The sequence below is a fragment of the Siminovitchia thermophila genome, assembly GCF_016909185.1.
Taxonomy (GTDB): domain Bacteria; phylum Bacillota; class Bacilli; order Bacillales; family Bacillaceae_C; genus Siminovitchia; species Siminovitchia thermophila.
Genome location: NZ_JAFBFH010000014.1, coordinates 1 through 13531 on the forward strand (window position 1 = coordinate 1; position 13531 = coordinate 13531).

The 13531-nt window shown below is 38.6% G+C and carries 22 protein-coding genes and 1 tRNA gene; 21 read left to right on the forward strand and 2 right to left on the reverse strand.

From position 1 onward, the window contains the following. Nucleotides 1–157 precede the first annotated feature (157 nt). A complete protein-coding gene (locus JOC94_RS10915) occupies nucleotides 158–484 on the forward strand; it encodes a hypothetical protein (RefSeq protein ID WP_205179322.1) in 327 nt (108 codons plus the stop codon). Between the two features lie 36 nt (nucleotides 485–520). Here JOC94_RS10915 and JOC94_RS10920 read toward each other — a convergent pair whose 3' ends face one another. Continuing rightward, complete coding sequence (locus tag JOC94_RS10920; RefSeq protein WP_205179325.1) at nucleotides 521–700, reverse strand: hypothetical protein; 180 nt, start codon at nucleotides 698–700, stop codon at nucleotides 521–523. Nucleotides 701–855: 155 nt separating this feature from the next. On the opposite strand from JOC94_RS10920, the gene JOC94_RS10925 reads away from it, so the two are divergent. From JOC94_RS10925 to JOC94_RS10935, 3 genes are all read left to right on the forward strand, one after another. Then, on the forward strand, nucleotides 856–1935 hold the full coding sequence (locus JOC94_RS10925) for an RNA-guided endonuclease InsQ/TnpB family protein (RefSeq protein WP_205179327.1): 1080 nt from the start codon (nucleotides 856–858) through the stop codon (nucleotides 1933–1935). A 153-nt stretch (nucleotides 1936–2088) separates the two neighbouring features. After that, nucleotides 2089–2163, forward strand: a tRNA-Cys gene (locus JOC94_RS10930). A 22-nt stretch (nucleotides 2164–2185) separates the two neighbouring features. After that, entirely contained in the window at nucleotides 2186–2431 is a 246-nt protein-coding gene (locus JOC94_RS10935) for a glutaredoxin family protein (RefSeq protein ID WP_205179329.1), read from the forward strand. A gap of 37 nt (nucleotides 2432–2468) precedes the next feature. On the opposite strand, the gene JOC94_RS10940 is transcribed toward JOC94_RS10935, so the two are convergent. Next, nucleotides 2469–3395: a S8 family peptidase gene (locus tag JOC94_RS10940; RefSeq protein WP_205179331.1), complete on the reverse strand. Its 927-nt coding sequence runs from the start codon at nucleotides 3393–3395 to the stop codon at nucleotides 2469–2471. Nucleotides 3396–3593: 198 nt separating this feature from the next. On the opposite strand from JOC94_RS10940, the gene JOC94_RS10945 reads away from it, so the two are divergent. From JOC94_RS10945 to JOC94_RS11025, 17 genes are all read left to right on the forward strand, one after another. Next, nucleotides 3594–4187 (forward strand): sigma-70 family RNA polymerase sigma factor, encoded by a 594-nt coding sequence (locus tag JOC94_RS10945; RefSeq protein WP_205179333.1) that lies wholly within the window; start codon nucleotides 3594–3596, stop codon nucleotides 4185–4187. Between the two features lie 9 nt (nucleotides 4188–4196). Next, nucleotides 4197–4448 carry a hypothetical protein gene (locus JOC94_RS10950; protein ID WP_408021915.1) on the forward strand — a complete coding sequence of 84 codons (252 nt, stop codon included), beginning with the start codon at nucleotides 4197–4199 and terminating at the stop codon, nucleotides 4446–4448. A 372-nt stretch (nucleotides 4449–4820) separates the two neighbouring features. Next, nucleotides 4821–5294 (forward strand): hypothetical protein, encoded by a 474-nt coding sequence (locus JOC94_RS10955; protein WP_205179335.1) that lies wholly within the window; start codon nucleotides 4821–4823, stop codon nucleotides 5292–5294. Between the two features lie 6 nt (nucleotides 5295–5300). Beyond that, nucleotides 5301–5621: an LPD28 domain-containing protein gene (locus JOC94_RS10960; protein ID WP_205179337.1), complete on the forward strand. Its 321-nt coding sequence runs from the start codon at nucleotides 5301–5303 to the stop codon at nucleotides 5619–5621. A 46-nt stretch (nucleotides 5622–5667) separates the two neighbouring features. Then, nucleotides 5668–6168 (forward strand): hypothetical protein, encoded by a 501-nt coding sequence (locus JOC94_RS10965; RefSeq protein WP_205179338.1) that lies wholly within the window; start codon nucleotides 5668–5670, stop codon nucleotides 6166–6168. 101 nt (nucleotides 6169–6269) lie between these two features. Further along, nucleotides 6270–6566 carry an LPD28 domain-containing protein gene (locus JOC94_RS10970; RefSeq protein WP_205179339.1) on the forward strand — a complete coding sequence of 99 codons (297 nt, stop codon included), beginning with the start codon at nucleotides 6270–6272 and terminating at the stop codon, nucleotides 6564–6566. Nucleotides 6567–6639: 73 nt separating this feature from the next. Continuing rightward, complete coding sequence (locus tag JOC94_RS10975; protein WP_120117207.1) at nucleotides 6640–7197, forward strand: antirestriction protein ArdA; 558 nt, start codon at nucleotides 6640–6642, stop codon at nucleotides 7195–7197. Between the two features lie 116 nt (nucleotides 7198–7313). Beyond that, on the forward strand, nucleotides 7314–7979 hold the full coding sequence (gene radC / locus JOC94_RS10980) for a RadC family protein (protein ID WP_205179340.1): 666 nt from the start codon (nucleotides 7314–7316) through the stop codon (nucleotides 7977–7979). A gap of 87 nt (nucleotides 7980–8066) precedes the next feature. Next, complete coding sequence (locus JOC94_RS10985; protein ID WP_205179341.1) at nucleotides 8067–8261, forward strand: hypothetical protein; 195 nt, start codon at nucleotides 8067–8069, stop codon at nucleotides 8259–8261. Nucleotides 8262–8275: 14 nt separating this feature from the next. Next, on the forward strand, nucleotides 8276–8539 hold the full coding sequence (locus tag JOC94_RS10990; RefSeq protein ID WP_205179342.1) for a hypothetical protein: 264 nt from the start codon (nucleotides 8276–8278) through the stop codon (nucleotides 8537–8539). 221 nt (nucleotides 8540–8760) lie between these two features. Further along, complete coding sequence (locus tag JOC94_RS10995; RefSeq protein ID WP_205179403.1) at nucleotides 8761–9228, forward strand: hypothetical protein; 468 nt, start codon at nucleotides 8761–8763, stop codon at nucleotides 9226–9228. Nucleotides 9229–9270: 42 nt separating this feature from the next. After that, nucleotides 9271–9684 (forward strand): hypothetical protein, encoded by a 414-nt coding sequence (locus tag JOC94_RS11000; protein ID WP_205179343.1) that lies wholly within the window; start codon nucleotides 9271–9273, stop codon nucleotides 9682–9684. Between the two features lie 63 nt (nucleotides 9685–9747). After that, nucleotides 9748–10770 carry a DNA primase gene (locus JOC94_RS11005; protein WP_120117211.1) on the forward strand — a complete coding sequence of 341 codons (1023 nt, stop codon included), beginning with the start codon at nucleotides 9748–9750 and terminating at the stop codon, nucleotides 10768–10770. A gap of 25 nt (nucleotides 10771–10795) precedes the next feature. Continuing rightward, nucleotides 10796–10999, forward strand: a complete 204-nt coding sequence (locus JOC94_RS11010) for a hypothetical protein (RefSeq protein ID WP_144515834.1) — start codon at nucleotides 10796–10798, stop codon at nucleotides 10997–10999. Between the two features lie 428 nt (nucleotides 11000–11427). Next, nucleotides 11428–11757 (forward strand): hypothetical protein, encoded by a 330-nt coding sequence (locus JOC94_RS11015; protein WP_120117213.1) that lies wholly within the window; start codon nucleotides 11428–11430, stop codon nucleotides 11755–11757. 99 nt (nucleotides 11758–11856) lie between these two features. Next, nucleotides 11857–12204 carry a hypothetical protein gene (locus JOC94_RS11020; RefSeq protein WP_120117214.1) on the forward strand — a complete coding sequence of 116 codons (348 nt, stop codon included), beginning with the start codon at nucleotides 11857–11859 and terminating at the stop codon, nucleotides 12202–12204. 294 nt (nucleotides 12205–12498) lie between these two features. After that, nucleotides 12499–13515: a helix-turn-helix domain-containing protein gene (locus JOC94_RS11025; RefSeq protein ID WP_205179345.1), complete on the forward strand. Its 1017-nt coding sequence runs from the start codon at nucleotides 12499–12501 to the stop codon at nucleotides 13513–13515. Nucleotides 13516–13531 lie beyond the last annotated feature (16 nt).

A 13531-nucleotide genomic window follows, 5' to 3' on the forward strand; every position in this document is an offset into this window, starting at 1 on the left:
GCTTCTTTGGCATGCCTACTTTTCCATCACTCGCTAGTTTTAAAACAAGGATCATTTCGTATCTAGTAATTTACTTTGTTAGCTTGATGGGCATGGGGTATGTCCTAATTGTGGTTCTGATTTTAAAAAGATGCAGAAGATACCCCCGGAAGAAGAAATGGATTGGATGAAAAAATATCCTGATTTCAATAAAAGGAATTTCAAAGATTGCGTGTACCGTGTTTTTAAATACGAATTTCAAATAAAAAAGAACGTTAAGAAGATCAAGAAACAAGCACAAGCAGTAGCCGGGACAAAGTCATTCATGGAATATACTAAAATGGATGAAAAGATGTCAGACATACAAAAACAAGTATTAGAAGATACCAAACAATTGGAAGCTGAATTGATTAAAAAGGTAGAGAAGTTGATTGAAATAGTACCCTTGTATGCTGTGGGAAGATTGGCGAAAATATTAGAAATATTGGAACCGTCTCGTGGATAATAGGATGAAAAATAAAAGAGGGGAAACGCCCCTCTTTTATTCGTGATTACTCATATGGTTTTTTATCTTTTTTATCATTCGGGCAGCATCCTCTGATAATTCTCCGTACAATGTTTTCTCTTCTTCATTACAACATTCATAGCATTTTGAGCAAATTGATAGTGTTTGGTGAACTTGGACTAAGCAATTAAGCATTTGTTTATGGTTATCTTCCATGAATTTCACTCCTTATTCAAATGGGGGCTATATAGTGGAAAGTGATGTTCTCGCCAAAATTATCAATCAAATATTTTAACATAGTTAAGCAGAAGTCCCCTTCCTCAACGAAGTAGGTGGGGGATGAATGCTTGATTGGAAAGGTTGTGAGTAGAATGCTGAAGACGTTCAAATATAGGTTATATCCAAGTCAAGAAGAAAAGGAAAAAATCGAACAAACATTGAACGATTGTCGTTTCCTCTACAACTCGGCATTGGAACAGCGGATTGTGGCATACCGAAAGCATGGCGTTTCGTTGACGTACAATAAGCAACAAAACGAATTGCCGCAATTGAAGAAGGAGATGCCGGAATACAATAAAATTCATTCGCAAGTGTTACAGAATGTATTGAAGCGACTGGATTTTTCATTTCAGAATTTCTTTCGCAGGGTGAAGAACGGAGAAAAGCCGGGCTTTCCACGTTTCCAAGGAAGGAATCGGTATGACAGCTTCACTTACCCGCAAAGTGGATTTTCAATTGAGGGTGATAGATTACGATTATCCAAGATTGGCGAAGTCCGTATTCATCTGCACAGAAAGATGGAGGGGAAGGTGAAAACCTGCACGATCATCCGAAAGAACGGCAAATATTATGTCTGTTTCGCTTGTGAAATCGAACAGGTCGTTCATGTGACCGGAAAGCAAGTGGGTGTGGATGTAGGAATTGCTCACTTGGCAATTACATCGGACGGAGATTTCTTTGATAACCCTAAACACCTTCGGAAATCGGAACGGCAACTGAAACGTCTGCAACGGATCGTGTCAAGACGCAAGAAAGGTTCCAATCGACGGAGGAAAGCTGTCCTTCTGCTTGCAAGGAAGCATGAACGGATTGCCAACCAAAGGAAGGACACCAACCATAAGGTGAGCCGGAAATTAGTCGATCAATACGATTTGATCGTGTTCGAGGACTTGAATATCAAAGGAATGGTAAAAAATCGCAGGCTATCGAAAGCCATCCATGAGGTTTCGTGGAATCAACTCATTGCCTTCGCTACTTATAAAGCAGAATATGCTGATAAGACAGTGAAAGTAGTGAATCCACGTAACACTAGTCAGATGTGTTCGAATTGCGGATTGATTGTACCGAAGAAACTGTCGGAACGACTACATCGCTGTCCATGCGGTTATACCGCACATCGCGACATAAATGCGGCGAGGAATATCCTGAAATTAGGTTTGGAAGCCGGATAACGAATGTAGGGTACGGAACGTACCTTCGTGGAGGGAACGGGGTTGCCCGACTCAATGAAGCGAGAAGCCCCTACTTCAAGCAAAGCTAAGTGGTGGGTAGTTCACTAAATGGTTGATTTCTTTGTCTGATCTCTCTCTTTACTATATGAAAAGGGCAACATAGCCAAAAAGGAAAGGCAAAGGTCTGCAAAACCTTGACTCCCGGTTCGAATCCGGGTGTTGCCTCCAAACTAATTTAAGGGGGATTAAGATGGAAAAGGAAATCACTCTATACGGTAGTGATAGCTGCATTTATTGTTCCAGAGCAAAAGAATGGTTAGAAAAACACAAACTGAAATTTATTTATAAAGATATTGCTGATGAAACGAACAGAAAAGAATTTGAAGGCTACAATGTATTTGGAGTGCCGTTAGTAGTGGTTGTGAATAAAGAAACAAACGACCAAACAACGGTGAACGGTTTCTCACCAGATATATACGAAAAAGAATTTCTGTAATAGGTAAACGCCCTTAACAATTGAGGGCGTTTTATTTTTAAGTTAATTGTATAAGTCCATTACCGACTTGGCTTATTGGATAATCCAACTTTTTGACACGTTCTACTAAATATTGATAAATAAGATATGGGACCATAGCTGGTTGAGAACGATCAATTAGATTCAAAACCAAAGCAACTCCACCTGCGACGTATGGTGCTGCCATCGAAGTTCCGGTTAGTTCTACAAATTTGTTGTTTAAATGGGTTGAAATTACATTTTCCCCCGGTGCAACAAAATCCAAGTTTACATTAGTGTTTGAAAACACGGATGGCTTTAAAGTTTTTGTTACTGAACCAATTTGAATAACTTCTTTGTAGTATCCTGGATATGAGCGTTCAAAAGATTGATAGTTTCCGTCACCGTGGTTACCAGCGGCTGAAACTAGAACGATGCCCTTTTCCCGTGCCTGTTTAATTGCTTTGTATAGGTCTTCGTTATGGGTCGGTCCTCCAAGTGACATATTTATTACGTTCACCTTTTCCCCGTTTGGTCCTGACCAATTAATTGCATAAAGCAAAGCGTTGACTAGGTTTTCATAGCTTCCAACCCCGTTGCGATCTATCGCCTTTAAAATTAATAGCTTACTTTTTGGTGCAACACCAACGATTCCCTCGTTATTCTCACATTCACATGCCGCCACTATTCCGGCTACGTGGGTCCCATGTCCACGGTAATCCCGAAATATCTCCGGGTTGCCACCATCATCATCTGTGAAATTATAACCACCAATAATATTGCTTACTAAGTTAGGGTGTTCTTTTTCCACGCCAGTATCTATAATAGCAACAGTGTTACCCTTACCATGATCCGACTTCTCCCATATTTCTTTAGCTTTGATAATATCGAGATTTTTAGGAATAGTGGATAATGCTTCAAAAACAGAAATGATTTGAGTTGGCCTTAATATCAGTTTTTCTTTCATTTATGTTTCCCCCTTTAAATATTAAAGTGAACAGGGGGAGAAAAATAGCAATATACTAAAGCGATTAATTCCTTAATAGATTGTGTTTTAGAAACATATTATAGTTTGATGCTACTCATTTTCACTTATTAAGAATTTTTGTATATTTTAAGTTGATAATTAATATACCTGCTACACTATATAATACGGGGGGATAGAATGAGAGAAAATAACAGAGTGGAAAGGTTTTATGAAGAGCATGAAAAAACTCTTAATAATAGTTTGGTTAAAAGTTTTCTCCAAATAAAAGAGAACCAACAATTGTTAGAGAAAGCCATACTGGAACCAACAGAAGAAAATACGAAAACCTTAGATAATAAGTTCCGTGAGTTTTATTTAAAAGTTAGGTTAATCAAATACGTAAGTAACTTAATATACTTTTATACCATTGATTTTGACAAGCGGATCAACAAGCGCAACCAACGTTTTAATTTAATATTAGATGGTAAGGCAAACGATTCCCACGAAAATTCAACGATATTAATTAATAACTGTGCTTCATCTAACTCTACGGAACAAGACTATTTCAACGATGACACTCAATCCTTCAATGAATTAATAGAAAATGAAAAACTCTATGAGATTTACAATCAATTAACAGACAAGCAAAAACAGATTTTAGAAATGATTTATGTAAGGGGTTTCACTAATAAAGAGGTTGCTGATTATTTTGGGGAAACACCGCAAAATATATCTAATCTGCATAAACGAGCGTTGCAACGGATCAAGGAATACTTACTTGAAAAGGGGTAGGTGATTTGGTTGTGTAGAATTTATTCTACTGAAAAATTAGATAGTATCTATGATGATAAGAATTGGGAAGAACTTTTGATGGATTTTCAACCTAAGATTAATTACAACCTACTAAAAGTGCCTGTTCATGAGCGAGATGATTTAGAGCAAGAAATTAAACTAAAGATAATTGAAAAAGTTAATATGTTGATCAAAGATGAAAATGCACCAGGATTTTGGGAATTTCTAGCCATGCAACAAAACACAAATCAAATGACATAGACGGTATGTATTCCATTTGAATAGAATCTGATGGAATTTTATTAGATCTAGTGTTACACATTTTGTTGATAATTAATGTTTTGTTTGCTATTATGAGTATATATCATTATTTTAACGTCACTCTTACAGTGAAAGTCGTCATACCTTTTCAATTCTTGAAAGGAGATTCGGCATAAAATTATTCAACCTTCGTATTCCTGCTTTGATAGGAAAGGTTGGGACGACGTATTCCGTCTGAAATTGCAGTAAGCATACTAAATCAGTTTAATATTTCACGCCTTAGTGCGTTGAATATATAAAGAGTCGATTGCTTCTTTTAAGCTAATCGGCTTTTTTGTGTTTAAAAACAAACAAATGAAAGGAGTTTTGAAGTTGGCAAGAAAACAGATTGCAATTGCTTATTATGAAAAAACGGATGAGCAGAAAAGGCGGTACATCAGTTACATGCGAAACAAAATCCGCAAAGGCGATGATGCAATTCTTCAATCTATGATGGAACTAGTCGAAAGGCATTTAAAAAAATATCATGCAGATTTTTATGTGCATGATATTTCCTTGTATCGGAATACAGAAGGCGCACCATTCCTTTGGATAGTCCGGGAATACGGAACACACTTTGTTGATTTGTATTCCAAAAAGTTTTTGGACAACGAAGTATGGGATGCAAAGGCGCACTTTGAAGCGATTCTGTTCAATTCGAGGAAAGAAATTAAAGGTATTTACCTGATTGAAAATGGCAAGATGCAAAAGCTGTCCGAACAATCAGCCCTTGCGACATTAGCCATTAAGGAAAGCATTGTTCGCAAAAATTTGGAATGCGATATAAAAAAGTGTGAAAGAAGTTGATGAATAATGGAAATGACAGAGTGGCATGAAGATCGCAATATGTTTAAGGATAACCCGATTGTTTATATTACGGGCGGGCGAGTACCGAAAGAGAAACGCAATCCGAACCTTTGTTGGTATTCTGTTCGACATTCCGATTGTGGTTTCGATCCTGCGGAAATCGAAAAAGCAGTCTGGGTCAATCACATGTTTGACTTGGCTACTAAAAAACCGCTTCAATTCACTCCTGAAACGAATTTCTTCACGGAACACGAAGAAGAAGCAATTTGGATTGCAGAGCAAACTAGCAACCGATTGAAGCATTCAGATGATGCGGTCATAGCATGACAGCCATAAAGGGATTATTTCATTCATAAAAAGGGAGTTGGAGAACTTGCAAACAATTAAAAACAAGTATGTAGAAAGTTATCATCTTTATCAAGAAGAAAGGAATGCTTTGGACGAGAAAATCGCAAAACGCCATGAGGACATTGCGAGGGCAGAACGTTCCATCGAACGCTTGAACAAAAAGAAGTTAGAATTGGAACATCCATCTTGGGTGGAATCATTAGTAAAACCAATTGCGGAAAAGTTTTCAAAGGAAATTGGTTTGTCATATGACATCTATGGCCCTTTCGGACTCCGGGCGTATGTGACAATCTACTGGATGGAAGATAAGGAAGTTTCCATAGTGGAACAGCCTGTAAAATTGCTAACTCTTGAACCTTTTGATTTGGAAAAAGGTCAATTGTATTATGAGACAGGAAAGAAACGAGAGGATGTCAGTTACCATCCTAATTCGATTGGTGCGATGAATGGGATGGATAGAGAAATCCTTCCACTTCCTGATTCATTCGATGAAATCAAAGCGCTGATTCGTTCGTCAAGCGAGTAATTCATGATGGTTTAACTTATAAAAAAGTCGTTTAGTTTATCCTTTAGGGTAAGTGGCGGCTTTTTTTATTTTTAAAAATAAATGTGAAAGAGGTTGTCCATATGAAAAACAACAATGATGATCGTAACATTTTTAAAGAAAGTCCGATTTTATTAGTATCATCCACCCGTATTCCTGAAAAGGAAAAACAAGAGGGCTTGCACTATTACTCTGTTCGTCATTCTGATGACTGTGCATTTACTCCTACTACTGTAGAAAAGCGAGTTCGAGTGCACCACATGTTCGACATAGCAACAGAACAGCCCCTTGATCTATCAGGTGGAGAATTAGAACTAACAAAAGAAGAGCAGAAGGAAATATTCCTTGCTATGGTCTACGGTCCATTCATTTGCCGTTAAAAATCAAACTTGGAATTTCACAGTTTTCAGAGATCGTCTTTTTAAAAATATTTTAAGAGAGAGGTAGTCTGCAATGACAAACTATAAAATCAATATCTGGGTTGGTAATCTTGGAAAATACAATGAAGGTAAACTTGTTGGAGATTGGTTTACTCTTCCTCATGACGTTTCGGACATCATGCAAACAATTGGTGTCGCTGACGGTACAGAGTACGAGGAATGGGAGATTTTCGATTATGAGAAACATCCATTCGTTAATATTGGCCGTTATTCCAGCATAGGAACGTTGAACGAACTGGCCGAACTCATTCAAGACTTAAGCGAAGAACAGTTGGAAATCGTGAGGGTCTTGATGGAGCAGAATGTCCTTGGCAGCGATACGGCTGAACATGTTAAAGAAGCCATTGAGGTTGTCAAAAGCGGTGAGGGTACAGTTTACAGCGTTATCCGCGGATACAACTCCTACAAGGAACTTGCCGAGATGATCGCTGTAGAAAGCGGTTTGATCACGGAAGACAATCCACTGTACGGATATATTGATTTCGAATTGTATGCGAATAAACATTTGTTTTTGCATACTACTCACTATCCTGTAAAGGATGGCGTATATGTCGAATGGCTGCACGGTTGATCTGACTTTCACTGAATGAATAAAAACTAAAATAAGCCTTCCACAAAGGCAAGTGACATTGTGGCACATGAAACAGGGTGCTGCAATGCACCGTTTCTTGTGGAAAGGAGAACATAATGAAAAACAGGAAATATATCGAAGTAGCACGTGAATCCGTGTCTATGTATCCAATGACGGGGAGCGATCTTTCAACAGTCGAGTTACAGGAATTACTTGCAGTCTTACTTGGAAGGCAGGCAACTCCTGAACTCACTGGAAATCTTGCTTCAATGGGGATTCGCACTTTGATTGAAATGAGTGTTCAAGAATTAAAGAACGAAGGACTAACCGAATTGAAAGCTCTTGAATTACACTCGGCATTTCTGCTTGCTAAGAAATTCCGGTCTATAGGCAAAGCGGATTCTCGTTATACGATCCGTAGTCCTGAAGATGCGGCGAATTTCTTAATGGATGAAATGAAGGACTTAATGCAGGAGCACTTCGTTGCTTTATTACTCAATACAAGGAATGAAGTTATTGCTAAGAAAACGATCTTCATTGGAAGTCTAAATGCAAGTATCGTTCATCCACGGGAAATCTACAAAGAAGCTATCAAACATTCTGCTGCTTCAATAATTGTAAGTCACAACCATCCGAGTGGAAACCCAAGTCCGAGCCCGGAAGACATCGATGTGACAGAACGACTTTCCGAAGCCGGAAAAATTATGGGTGTAGAACTCCTTGATCACATCATTATCGGGGACCACCAGTTTATTTCTTTAAAAGAAAAAGGGTACATCTAATTCTTAGATTGCTATAAGCAAAAGACATTCTGATTAGATTAGGAATGTCTTTTGTTCTATTCGAAATAAAAAGAGGAGATGGTTTATATGGTGCTTTTCAATATTGAAAATGATGAAAGGCTAGTTGAATGCAAGGGATGCGGCGGTCAGACTTTTTTGAACCTAGCGCTATACGATAGGCAGCACAAGAACCATTTTTGTGACGAAGATTGCTTCAAGGAATGGGCATACGAAAATGTAGAATTGATTGTTGAGTTTTATCAAAGAATGAATGTTTCGTAAGGAGGACTTTTCCAATGGCTAAACGGAAACGGCCCCGCAACCGAAAAAACCAAAAAGAGCTGCAAGAAACGGCTGACTATATTATTGCACGTTTAAAGAAAAAAGGCATTGTCATTCAACGCTATGATAGCTACAGTACGAACAGTATTTACTTAAAACTGGATTATGGCGTTTCAAATAGCGTTCGGATAAGCGACCATAAGGGCAAAAAAACACCTGTCTTATCGCTACAACATCCTGACGTGCTGCCCGTATCCGGTATCATCAAAAGATCATAAAGGATTCATTCGCTTTTATGTACCAATAGATGAACGAGATATATTAATTAAAAAGATTCTTTTTGACCGCGCTGCCAAGATGGATATGTACGGATGGAATAACTACTGTATGTATATGGAAAGGAATCGGCGGGATGGTGAAAGAAAGAAAGGATTCTGGAAGCAAGCTGTAGTGGTTTGATGCTCTATTTAAAAATATAAAAATGAAGGGATTGTTTTGAATGGTTATTGAAGTTAAATCTCTCCAACTAAACGAAAATTTGTTTCTTATTGATGGTGAAATGATAAATGTTTTTTATAAAGAGTTAAGACTTATAGAAAACATTAATAGAGAAAATAACCACGGGAAAATAGAGGGTTATATTGATATTGTATATCCTTTTGCTGGTTTGAATCTGCAAATGACTTTTGAAATCTATACAGAAGAAAATGAAGAGGGCGACCTTGATGGTGTATTCAAAATCCCTTTTGTTGAAAACAAAATTAGTCTATCTGACATCTATCTTCTTCAACATATGGAAGAAACGTATAGATTTACAGATCAATTGGAATCCGAATATGAAAAGTGCTTATGCGGTGGTTATATGATGCCGATGTATGAGGAGTTTCCTGATTGGATTACGTTTTGCAACAGATGTGATAGTAGAAGTGAAAACACATTTGCTTCTCCAATTAAAGAGCCCTGTTAACACTTACTCTAAAAAAATACAAACTGAAAGAGGTTTTGTAAAATGACAAACGCAATGAATTGGACTCCTTCCGGCACGATCAATTACGGGGGATTGACCGATAAGGAACAGATGGGCATAGCATTTCTTGTTTCGAAAGGTTATACAAACGGTTCGATTGATGGGCTTCACTGGAAATTAGATTGCCAGTCTGCATTGGATGACAGCGGCTTGGAAATGGTTGCGGAGTTGCTCGATCAGGGGTATACGAGCGGCCATTATCCAACGTGGCAGTTGACGTTCAACCGCCAAAGCGGATTGGATCATGAAATCGAAAAAGTGATGCGAAATCATGTTGCGAAAGCAAATCTTGATTTAAGTGAAGAGCAATTTAAGAGTGCACTGACCGGTGTTTTGTTCCAGCTGAACATAACACTAAATGAAGCGATTGCCGATGCACTATCGGCTTCAAAGTAAAATGAGACAAAATCGGATGGTTAATATAGACCGTCCGATTTGTTTTTGGAAGGAGAAATTTTAATGGATGAATTTGCACAATCGTTCAAAGGAAAATCAGAAAGAGCAAAACAATACAAACAGTATGTAGAACTGTATCGTTTCGTTACAACCTTTTATCATCACATGTTGATTAATACACAAGAAGGGGAACGAGCTTTTAAATACTTGTTGGGCCGCGGGTTCACAAAAGAAACGATCATTCGATTCAATCTTGGTTGGTCGCACCAAAGCGACATGCTGCGAAAGTTGTTGCTCGCGCACGGCCATGATAAGGATCAATGTGAAGCATTTGGTTTGTTGAAGCCGGACAAGCGTCGGAATGGAATGCGTACTGGACTTCTCCATAATCGTATTGTATTCCCTATAACAAACGGAATAGGTGAGGTCGTCGCCTTTTCAGGACGGGTCCTGCCGGGAGATACGCACCCTGCAAAATACCTTAATACGCCGGACACGCCGTTTTTCCAAAAAGGAGAAATCCTGTTCAATATGAATGCGGCATTAGCTTCAATTAAAAGCCACGGCTATGCTATCCTGTTCGAGGGCTATCTTGATACAATGGCGGCAGTGCAGGGGAAATTGGAAAACACCACATCCGTCATGGGTACATCCCTAACGATCGATCAAATTGAAAAATTAAGCGAATGCACGGATCGAGTTGTTGTCTGTTATGACGGCGATGAAGCAGGGATGGAATCTGCAAGAAGGATCGGAGAAACCTTGATAGAGCATGGAATCGACGTTCGGTTATCACTGCTGCCGAAAGGTATTGATCCTCATGAGTACATTACAGAAAAAGGGATAGAATCTTTCCGTAAGGACATTATCGCGAAATCCGTTTCTTTCCTTGCCTTTTGTAAGGAATACGCAAAACGTTCGACCGATTTTGCTTCGGAACCGGGCAAACTTCGCTATGCAAATAACGTGCTCGATGAATTTACTGTGGGAAAGTTGGCAGGGAATGACAAACGTCTTCTTTACGAACTTGCTTCGGAAGTAGGCGTGTCAATGGATGTCGTTCGGGAACTATACAGGAAGTCATAAAATAAAAATTGGAAGGAAGATGGATTTGACACTTTTAAAAGAAGAAATGACAACTGGTGAAATGACGGATGCTTTGGTTCAAAAAGGACTACTGGATTTGAATGTCGATGAGTTGGAGGATGTTTTTGATTTCGAACGCCAATTCGCGGCTGTTGATCAGTACGCCGGAACGTTAGGATACCATTACGATGAGCAAAATAACATATATGTCCGTAATGATGAGGAATGAAATAAAACGATCTATCCTTTTTGGGGTAGGTCGTTTTTTATTCGTTGAAATTAAAATGAAACACATTTTGAATATAGTTATCTATATGTTACACATTATGTTGATAAAGGAGGGGGTCTTTGCTATACTACAGGTATACTATTTTGTTTTTGAGTCGCCTTTCTATCCTCATTATTTTTTATGAGTTTATGGCGGAAGCTGTCAGATCCGTGCGTTGCATGGAAGATTCGGCACAAATTGAAACGCCTTTGGATTCTTTATTTAGAAACGCTAGGCAGACTATTTAAGTCAAAAATTGCAATTGCATATTAATTACGTTTGGTATTTACGCCTATGTGCGTTAAATATATTTAAAAGCTGATTGGTTCCTTTGGGATAATCGGCTTTTTTGTTGTTTAAAAGTACTTATAGAAAAGGAGTTGGTTTTCATGCTGCGGCAGGAAACAGTAAGTAAACAAGAAACGGTAAATAAAAAAGGAGAGTGTGCTACTATGAAAGTTTTTCAGCATGTTTCTTTGGAGGAACTTAAAGCAAATGGGCTTCCGACATTCAATCTGGGCGAACACTATGTCTTCCGGCCAGACACGAAGCAGAACGAGACAATTGTTATTGATCTCGGGAACGGGAAGTATATGACCGTTTGTATCATGCCTGGGGCAGATAACATTGATGTTAAGTTTCACGGAAAGCATAAATGTGTGATACATGAAATGCCAAATAATGAGTCTGGAATCCATGCGTTTTATGATTGGAAATAACAACAGATTGTTTTCTTAAAAAGATCAGTTTCAGCGGGTATCACCGTTGTTCTGGTCTTTTTCTTTTTAAAATTTATCTGAAAAAGGAGATTGGTTTAAATGAGTTCAAAAAAAGAGTTCTATCTTTTGGTTGAAGCGGTGAGAGGTTCGGAAGGCAAGCGGTTCTTGGAGGTCAATACAAAAATCGTTTTGTTTGAAGGCGGAGGAATGGAAGAGAAATTGTCGTTCTTCTATAACGCCATTGATTGTCGCACATTCGACATCATTCAATACAACCCGGTTCTTGACCTTGTCGTAGACGATGAAGGCTTATTCGTGAGCGGTAACCCCGTATTTGAATTTAAAAACGGCATTCAAATAGTCGGTTCTTTCCTTGTCGGTCGTCAAGTCATGACAAAGGAAGGGCTTGAGACTGTCGGTTTCCCAAGCGAAAAAGGCTTTGTATGAACAACTCCGAAAAGATCAACTTGTGTTCAAGGTGATCGGTGTTACATCATAAAGTTTCTCTTTAGTGGCTCTTGTATCTGTGCAGCAGGATATACGAAAGGGGCATATAAAATGGGCAGCAATAAAGGATACGATTTAGTTGGAAAAACATTCGAACGACTAACTGTTCTAAAAGATACGGGTAAAAGACATCCAAAGCAAGGAAAAGTATGGCTTTGCCGCTGTAAGTGTACAAGCCTCACGGAAGCAACAACAACCCATTTGAAATGGGGGAATAAAAAAAGTTGCGGATGCTTGGCAAAAGAAACCGTACGAAAGAATGCTATGAAAAGAAGGGCTATTCGAAAGGAAAAGAAACCTGTTTTTAAAGTTTCTAAACCTAAAAGAGGACAGGCTAAACAAAAACAGATTTCGGATCAAGCTACTTTTGTTATCCCGGATGAATTGAGGGATGTTCCTTATCAAATGGTCGAAGATGGTCTGTTTCAGGTTTTCGAGAATGGAAGAATCTTTCGTCATACACCACGTCAGAGTTCTGAATGTATAGTACATGATTCGAACGGATACAAAGTGGTTTCAGCGAGTGTAGATGGTACACAAAAGCATTTTTATGTTCATCGTTTATTAGCACAAGCTTTTATCCCGAACCCTGAACAAAAACCAGTTGTTTCATTCAAAGACGAAAATAGGGGAAACATTTCACTCGATAACCTCATCTGGGAAACTCATGAGGAACGTGCTATAAAAATGTACAAAACAGGAAAGTTTGATCCTCGAAGACACTTGGAAACCTGCAAACAATGTGGCAGTGGAACTCGTAACAAAAGCGGTATATGTAGTAAATGTGAATACGATAACCTTTCGAAGGAAAAACGCAAAGAACGGATTTCTGAAAGGATTTCCAGCTATTCCGACATTCCGATTGACCTTTGCACACCAAGTCAGCAAAGAGTCATCCTCCTATTACGGGAAGGATTGAACGGGGCAGAAGTCGCAAAAAAGTTAGGCGTATCAAGGCAAGCTGTAGATAGTGCCGTTAAAACCGCGAGAAGAAGAGTTCAACGCCTTTCCCGATTGGAAATAGAAAAAAAGGATCGTAAGAAAAATTTAAATCAAAAACCAGATGATATGAGCAAAATAAAATGGTTACGGAAGTTAAACGGTTTAACGCAACAGGATATGGCGGAATTGCTTGATATAACATCCTCTTCCTATTCTCAAAAGGAACGAGAAATTACACCGTTCTCCGTATCCGAAGCGATAATACTTGCTGACTTTTTCGATGAGACAGTCGAGAGTTTATTTAACTAAAATTTGGAGGGGTTTA